The following is a 5,784-nucleotide window of genomic DNA, read 5'->3' as shown; positions in this document are numbered from 1 at the left end:
CAACTTCAAGCCACCAAGCCGCAAGCCCGCGACGCGAGCGCCACCGAACTGTTGCCGGGCACCGCAATCGAGCACGAGGAGCGGCAATGAGAAGGATCGGACGCACTCGGGCGATACTGGTCGTCGCCCTCGTCGCATGGACAGGATTGTTCGGTGAAGCAGCGCTGGCCTCGGCAGATCAGGCGCGGACATTGCCTTCAGACGGATCAGCTCTCGATCACGTCGAGCAGATCAATGCACGTCAACTAACGATGTACGTCTACTCGGCTGCAATGGACAAAGTGATCCCACTCGAGGTGATTCGGCCGGCAGACACCAGTGCGCCGAGACCGACTCTCTATCTGCTCAACGGCGCCGGCGGCGGCGAGGACACGGCTACGTGGCAGACACGGACAGACGTCGTCGACTTCTTCGGCGACAAGAACGTCAACGTCGTGAATCCCATCGGCGGTGCATACAGCTATTACACGGACTGGGAGAAGCCTGATCCTGTTCTGGGACTGAATAAGTGGACCACGTTCCTTACCCAGGAGTTGCCGCCGATCGTCGACGCCACACTCGGTACGACGGGTGCGAACGCCGTCGCCGGATTGTCGATGGCCGGTACGTCGGTTCTGAGCCTGGCCGAGGCTGCGCCGACGGTTTACCGTGCGGTCGGTGCCTTCAGCGGTTGCGCCGAGACGAGTACTCAACCAGGTCAGGACTACGTGAGATTTGTGGTCGGATTCCGCGGCGGCAACGTCGACAACATGTGGGGTCCCCTCGGTGGTCCGGCGTGGGTGGCCAACGATCCGGTGGTCAACGCCGAGAGATTGCGCGGCATCGATCTCTACATCAGCAACGGAACGGGGCTGCCAGGTCCACACGAGAATCTGGGTGGACCGATGGTTAACGGTGATCCGGGCGTTTTGGCCAACCAGGTGATCGTGGGCGGAGTCATCGAGGCCGGGACGAACCAGTGCACCCATCGTCTGGCCGAGCGACTCGACTCCCTGGGCATCCCCGCCACCTATGATTTCCGGGCAACGGGCACACACTCCTGGGGTTATTGGCAGGACGATCTTCACAACTCGTGGCCGGTGATTGCCGAGTCGATCGGTGCACGTTAGCCGGCGTACCAGTGGGTTGTTGGCTGAGTTGTTTCTCACTTCGGTGCCCAGTCTCCGAACCTGGCCGCCCGAACTGCAGGTCAGCGGCGTTATAGTCGGCAGATGAGTTCAGATACACTCGCGCCTCTCGACACCGATGTACTTGCGCGCAGGTTTGCGTGCCTGGGTGATCCGACGCGGTTGCGAGTGCTTCGACTTGCAGCTGCCGGCCCGGTAGAGGTCGACGAGATTGCACGCGCTGCATCACTCGACCCGTCCGCCCTGAGTGTTCACCTCGAAGCGTTGAGCGAGGTCGGCTTCGTCGAGGTGACGGTGCACGTAGGCATCTCGGTTGTCAGTGTCGCCGGAACCGCGTACTCAGATCTGATGGCAGCGGCCGCCGTCGTGGCTGCGCGCGGTCCGGTCAGAGACACCTTGGGGCTGCTTCCCTCCGATGTAGTTCTGCGCCGCATGGATTCGGGTGACTGGGACGCCGTGCGGTCGATCTACCGCGAGGGAATCGACACCGGAACCGCGACCTTCACCACGTCGGTGCCATCCGCCGAGAAGCTCGACGATCAATGGTTGCCTGATCATCGATGGGTCGCAGAGATCGACGGACGCGTCGAAGGCTGGGCGAGCCTGAGCCCGGTGTCCTCACGTGACTGCTACCGCGGGGTCGCCGAGAACTCCATCTACGTCGGCAGTGGTGCTCGCGGTCGGGGTGTCGGCAAGCTGCTGCTTCGCCAACAGGTGCAGGCCGCCGACGCCAGCGAGATCTGGACCGTGCAGTCGTCGATCTTTCCGGAGAACCGCGCGAGTGTCGCGCTGCATCAGGCCGTCGGGTTCCGAATCGTCGGGACTCGGTCGCGTATCGCTCAACTGGGTGGGCGGTGGCGTGACACGTTGTTCCTCGAACGTCGCAGCGAGGATGCTGTCGCTGGCCTTTGAGAACAGGCGCTCAGCCCTTGGCAGCGCTGATTCCGGCGCGTCGACCGTAGAAGCTGCCGTCACCGAGGGACGTGCCTGAGGCATAACCGCCGGCGCAGACTCCGGCAGTGCAGCGGCCGGCGGCAAAAAGCCCGGGTATCGGCTCGCCCGAGACGTGCAGGACCTCCGAGTTGATCGATGTGCGCAGACCGCCGAGTGTGAATCCGGCGGTGAAGTTGCGAAGGTCGAGCGCCGCGACGGGCGAGCCGATCGGCTTGACCCACTCCTTCTTCTTGCCGAGTACCGGGTCTTCACCACGGGCTGCGTGGCGGTTGTAGACCTCCACGGTCGACTGCAGCGTCCCCGCTGGCAGACTCATGTCGGATTCGAGTTCCTCGACGGTTTCGGCCACCCACTTAGGCTGGAACCTGAAGAACGGTGTGGAACTGTCTGCGGCGCAACCCTCTTCGTAGGAAGCCTCGTCGATGATCAAGTAGGCCTGATTCTCGTTGCGTAGCAATGTTTCCTGCCCGATCCTACCTGGGTACGTGTCCTCGTTGACGTAGCGCTGGCCGCGTCCGTTGACGAGTATGCCGCGAATCATCAACTGGGGGTCGCCGAAGAATGCGACCTCGGTTGCGTCCATGTGCGCGAGGTCGGCGCCCAGAGCCTGCGCCATCTGGATCGCCTTGCCGTCATGCTCCTCGATCGCTGCGCCGGGTCGACCGATCAGTCTCGGCGCGTACGACTGGATCATCGATTTGTTGTAGGCGAAGCTTCCCGTCGCCAGTACGACGCCCGTGCGTGCTCGGACCGCCACTTCTTTGCCGTACTGCTTGGCGATGATGCCGACGACTCGATCGCCGTCGACGACCAGGCGTTGTACCCGCATGTCGTATTCAGCTCGTACGCCCAGGCTTTCCGCTGTCTCGATCAACGGCTTCATCAACATGAAGCCGCCGCCCTTCTCTCCGGTGCGTTTGCCGCTCATCTGCGGAACGTGACCGCGAGGGGCCGGTGTCGCGATCGTGTTGAACGGTGCCGAGTTCTCGCCGCCGGAGTACATGAGCCCGTCGTCGAACGGCGTTTCCCAACCCGGTTGGCCGTAGAAGCTTTCCTTGAACGGCACACCGTTGTCGACGAGCCAGTTGTAGTGTTCGACGCTGCCTTCGCAGTAGTCGGTGATCTTCTCCTCGTCCGCGCCGGGACCGAGCGCGGCCATCATGAACGACTTCATGTTTGCGGGGGAGTCCTCGAACCCGAGCGCCTGCTGCAACGGGGTTCCTCCGCCCAGATAGATGAATCCGCCGGCCAACGCCGCGGCGCCGCCCCATCCACTCGTGCGTTCGAGCACCAGCACTTCGGCGCCCGCGCGGGCCGCTTCGATCGACGCGCTTACTCCGGCGATGCCGTAGCCGGCGACGACAACGTCAGCCTCGAAGTGCCACTGCTCGATGCTTGCTGCGGACTGCGGACGGATTGGGCTGGCCTCGGCCATGGATTCGGATCCTTCGTTCTTCTGGTTGGTTGGTGGGGAATCGGTGGGTGTGATTGATGCCCTGATGGCAGTATCTCGACCGAAAGTCAGTCGGTGTCCGTTTTCGCGGAATCGGCTGCGGCCTTCTCCTCGGCGCGCGCGGCTTTGCGTCGGTCGGCTTTCACGGCGATCAGCGCGTTGTTGAGGCCGGTTGCAAGCGGCCAGCCGACGTAGTGGCACAGGAAGATCGCGGCCTCTTCGAACTGCCGCTCGGTCAACTCTTCGTTGTGGAGAGCAGCGTTGATCTGGATCTTTGCGACGTCGCTCTGCCCCTGGGCGGTGATGGCGCCGATCAGCAGCAGCCGCCGATCACGCACCGACAGCCCCGGTCGTGTCCAGATGTCGGCGAAGAGATGGTCGGCGGTCACCGCGAAGAAATCGCCGGGAACATCAGCGGGGAGTTCCCAGCCGTACACCTCGTTCATCTTCGCGACGCCGCGAGCGCGGGTCTCGGAGATGCGGTTTCCGTCGGTTCCGCTGGTGTCGGTCATGTGGGTGGTGTCGGTCATGCGTGCTCCCGTGTCGTAGATGCCGGTGAAGGTTCGCCGTCCCCGTTTCCATCCCCGTGATCGACGCCGAGTCCGACGCCGAGTCCGGAGAGTGCAAGGTGCGCGAGCGGCAGTTCGAGTTCCAGCCGGTCACCGAGGTCGATGGCCAAGGCCAAGTCCTTCTCCCCGAGATTGCGAACGTGCTGCAGTATCGAGAACCACGGATCATCCTCCGAGACCGGTGCGGTGGTGTCGCGAAGCATGATCGCGCCGGCGCCACCGGTGATGGCATCGGTATGCCTGACGACCTTTCCGAGCGTGCGGAGATTCAGTCCTGCAGCCTCGGCGAGTCGCGCAGCTTCGGTCGTGGCGGTGAACGAGACGAAATGAAGAAGGTTACGTGCGAGCTTCATTCGAGTTCCTGCGCCGACATCACCGGCACGAACCACCAGTTCGGCCCAGTATCCGAATGGCTCACGGACGGCCTCGAACGCCTCCTCCGATCCTCCGATCATCACCGCCAACCTGCCCTGGGTGGCACCGCCCGCACCGCCGCTGATCGGCGCGTCGATCAGCAGAACACCACGAACCTCGCAGATACGAGCGAGTTCCACCGCCGTGGTGTCCGAGATGGTCGAGTGAATCGCGACGACGGTTCCCGGCTGTGCAGTCGTCAGGATCCCGTGCGGCCCGTCGACGACGTCGCGGACCTGCGCGTCGTCGAGCACCGTGACGGAGATGATGCTCGCGCGCGCAGCTACCTCGGCGGGCGTCGATGCTGCGCCTGCACCCGCGGTGGTGAACGGTTCGAGCGCTTCGGGGCGTGCATCACACACCACGAGCCCTCCCGGCCAGTCCAGGAGGCGCGTCGCCATGGGCGCACCCATGTTGCCCAGACCGATGTACCCCAGACGGGGTTTCGAAGAGCTGGATTTCGACGAGCGGGGCTCAGAAGCGGATTCCGTCACGACCGGTACACCTGCCCGCCGTCGACGTTGAAGATCTGCCCGGTGACCCAGCCTGCGTCGTCCGAGAGGAGGAACAGGCACATTCCGACAAGATCATCCGGCGTTCCCATGCGCTGCAACGGTATTCGCTTGATCATGTCCTTGACGATGTTGCCGGGGGTGACGGTTCGAGTCGCCTCAGTGTCGATGGGACCGGGAGCTATGGCGTTGATGCGGATGTTCGACCAGCCGAGTTCGGTCGCGAGCTGTTGCGTCAGGCTGTTGACCCCGGCTTTCGCTAGTCCGTAGTAGTTCGAGTACAGCCAGGCTGCCGTGGAGGACTGGTTGACGATCGAGCCACCCTTCTCCCGCATGTGAGGTACGACGGCGCGGCACACCTGCAATGCACCGTCCATGTTGACGCTCATGAACTTTCGGTAGTACTCCCAGTCGACGGTCAACAGGGAATCGATCTTCATTCCGCCGTAGATGGCAGCGTTGTTCACCAAATGCTCGATGCTGCCGAACTGCTCGATCGTGAACTCGGCAAGTGCCGCAGTCGATTCCCCGTCGGCAACGTCGACGTCCTTGAACACCGCGCGCCCTCCGTCCGCGGTGATCTGTTTTGCGACAGCTTCGCCGAGTTCGCGATTGAGGTCGGCGATCACCACGTTGGCGCCCTCCGTGGCCAACGCGCGAGCGTACGCCTCCCCGATGCCCTGCGCCGCGCCGGTGACTATCGCAGTGCGACCGTCGAAACGTCCCATGTCGACCTACTTTCGTGGTGATGATCT

At 63.3% G+C, this 5,784-nt stretch carries 6 protein-coding genes; 2 read left to right on the top strand and 4 right to left on the bottom strand.

From position 1 onward, the window contains the following. Positions 1 to 86 precede the first annotated feature (86 nt). Both ACSW29_RS25495 and ACSW29_RS25490 read left to right on the top strand, forming a co-directional pair. The gene (locus tag ACSW29_RS25495; RefSeq protein WP_448278600.1) at positions 87 to 1,109 is read left to right on the top strand and encodes an alpha/beta hydrolase; all 1,023 of its coding nucleotides are present in this window, start codon (positions 87 to 89) and stop codon (positions 1,107 to 1,109) included. A 102-nt stretch (positions 1,110 to 1,211) separates the two neighbouring features. Beyond that, positions 1,212 to 2,039 carry a helix-turn-helix domain-containing GNAT family N-acetyltransferase gene (locus ACSW29_RS25490; RefSeq protein ID WP_448278599.1) on the top strand — a complete coding sequence of 276 codons (828 nt, stop codon included), beginning with the start codon at positions 1,212 to 1,214 and terminating at the stop codon, positions 2,037 to 2,039. A gap of 10 nt (positions 2,040 to 2,049) precedes the next feature. Here the strand turns inward: ACSW29_RS25490 and ACSW29_RS25485 are convergent, their stop codons facing one another. The 4 genes from ACSW29_RS25485 to ACSW29_RS25470 form a co-directional block, all read right to left on the bottom strand. Further along, the gene (locus ACSW29_RS25485) at positions 2,050 to 3,516 is read right to left on the bottom strand and encodes an FAD-dependent oxidoreductase (RefSeq protein ID WP_317828928.1); all 1,467 of its coding nucleotides are present in this window, start codon (positions 3,514 to 3,516) and stop codon (positions 2,050 to 2,052) included. 86 nt (positions 3,517 to 3,602) lie between these two features. Next, positions 3,603 to 4,064 (bottom strand): carboxymuconolactone decarboxylase family protein, encoded by a 462-nt coding sequence (locus ACSW29_RS25480; RefSeq protein ID WP_317828929.1) that lies wholly within the window; start codon positions 4,062 to 4,064, stop codon positions 3,603 to 3,605. Continuing rightward, positions 4,061 to 5,011 carry an NAD(P)-dependent oxidoreductase gene (locus tag ACSW29_RS25475; RefSeq protein ID WP_317828930.1) on the bottom strand — a complete coding sequence of 317 codons (951 nt, stop codon included), beginning with the start codon at positions 5,009 to 5,011 and terminating at the stop codon, positions 4,061 to 4,063. Before ACSW29_RS25475 ends, ACSW29_RS25480 begins: the two co-directional genes overlap by 4 nt. Then, positions 5,008 to 5,757: an SDR family oxidoreductase gene (locus tag ACSW29_RS25470; RefSeq protein ID WP_317828931.1), complete on the bottom strand. Its 750-nt coding sequence runs from the start codon at positions 5,755 to 5,757 to the stop codon at positions 5,008 to 5,010. The genes ACSW29_RS25475 and ACSW29_RS25470 overlap by 4 nt, the downstream gene beginning before the upstream one ends. Between the last annotated feature and the right edge of the window lie 27 nt (positions 5,758 to 5,784).

It is taken from the genome of Rhodococcus sp. GB-02 (assembly GCF_053470465.1).
Note: the sequence above shows the minus strand (reverse complement) of the source record. Positions and strands in the feature narration are given on the sequence as shown.

Excerpts from the sequence above, each read along its gene's own strand:
- ACSW29_RS25495 (WP_448278600.1), top strand. The coding sequence starts at position 87 with ATGAGAAGGATCGGACGCACTCGGGCGATACTGGTCGTCGCCCTCGTC.
- ACSW29_RS25485 (WP_317828928.1), bottom strand. The coding sequence starts at position 3,516 with ATGGCCGAGGCCAGCCCAATCCGTCCGCAGTCCGCAGCAAGCATCGAG.
- ACSW29_RS25490 (WP_448278599.1), top strand. The coding sequence starts at position 1,212 with ATGAGTTCAGATACACTCGCGCCTCTCGACACCGATGTACTTGCGCGC.
- ACSW29_RS25480 (WP_317828929.1), bottom strand. The coding sequence starts at position 4,064 with ATGACCGACACCACCCACATGACCGACACCAGCGGAACCGACGGAAAC.
- ACSW29_RS25470 (WP_317828931.1), bottom strand. The coding sequence starts at position 5,757 with ATGGGACGTTTCGACGGTCGCACTGCGATAGTCACCGGCGCGGCGCAG.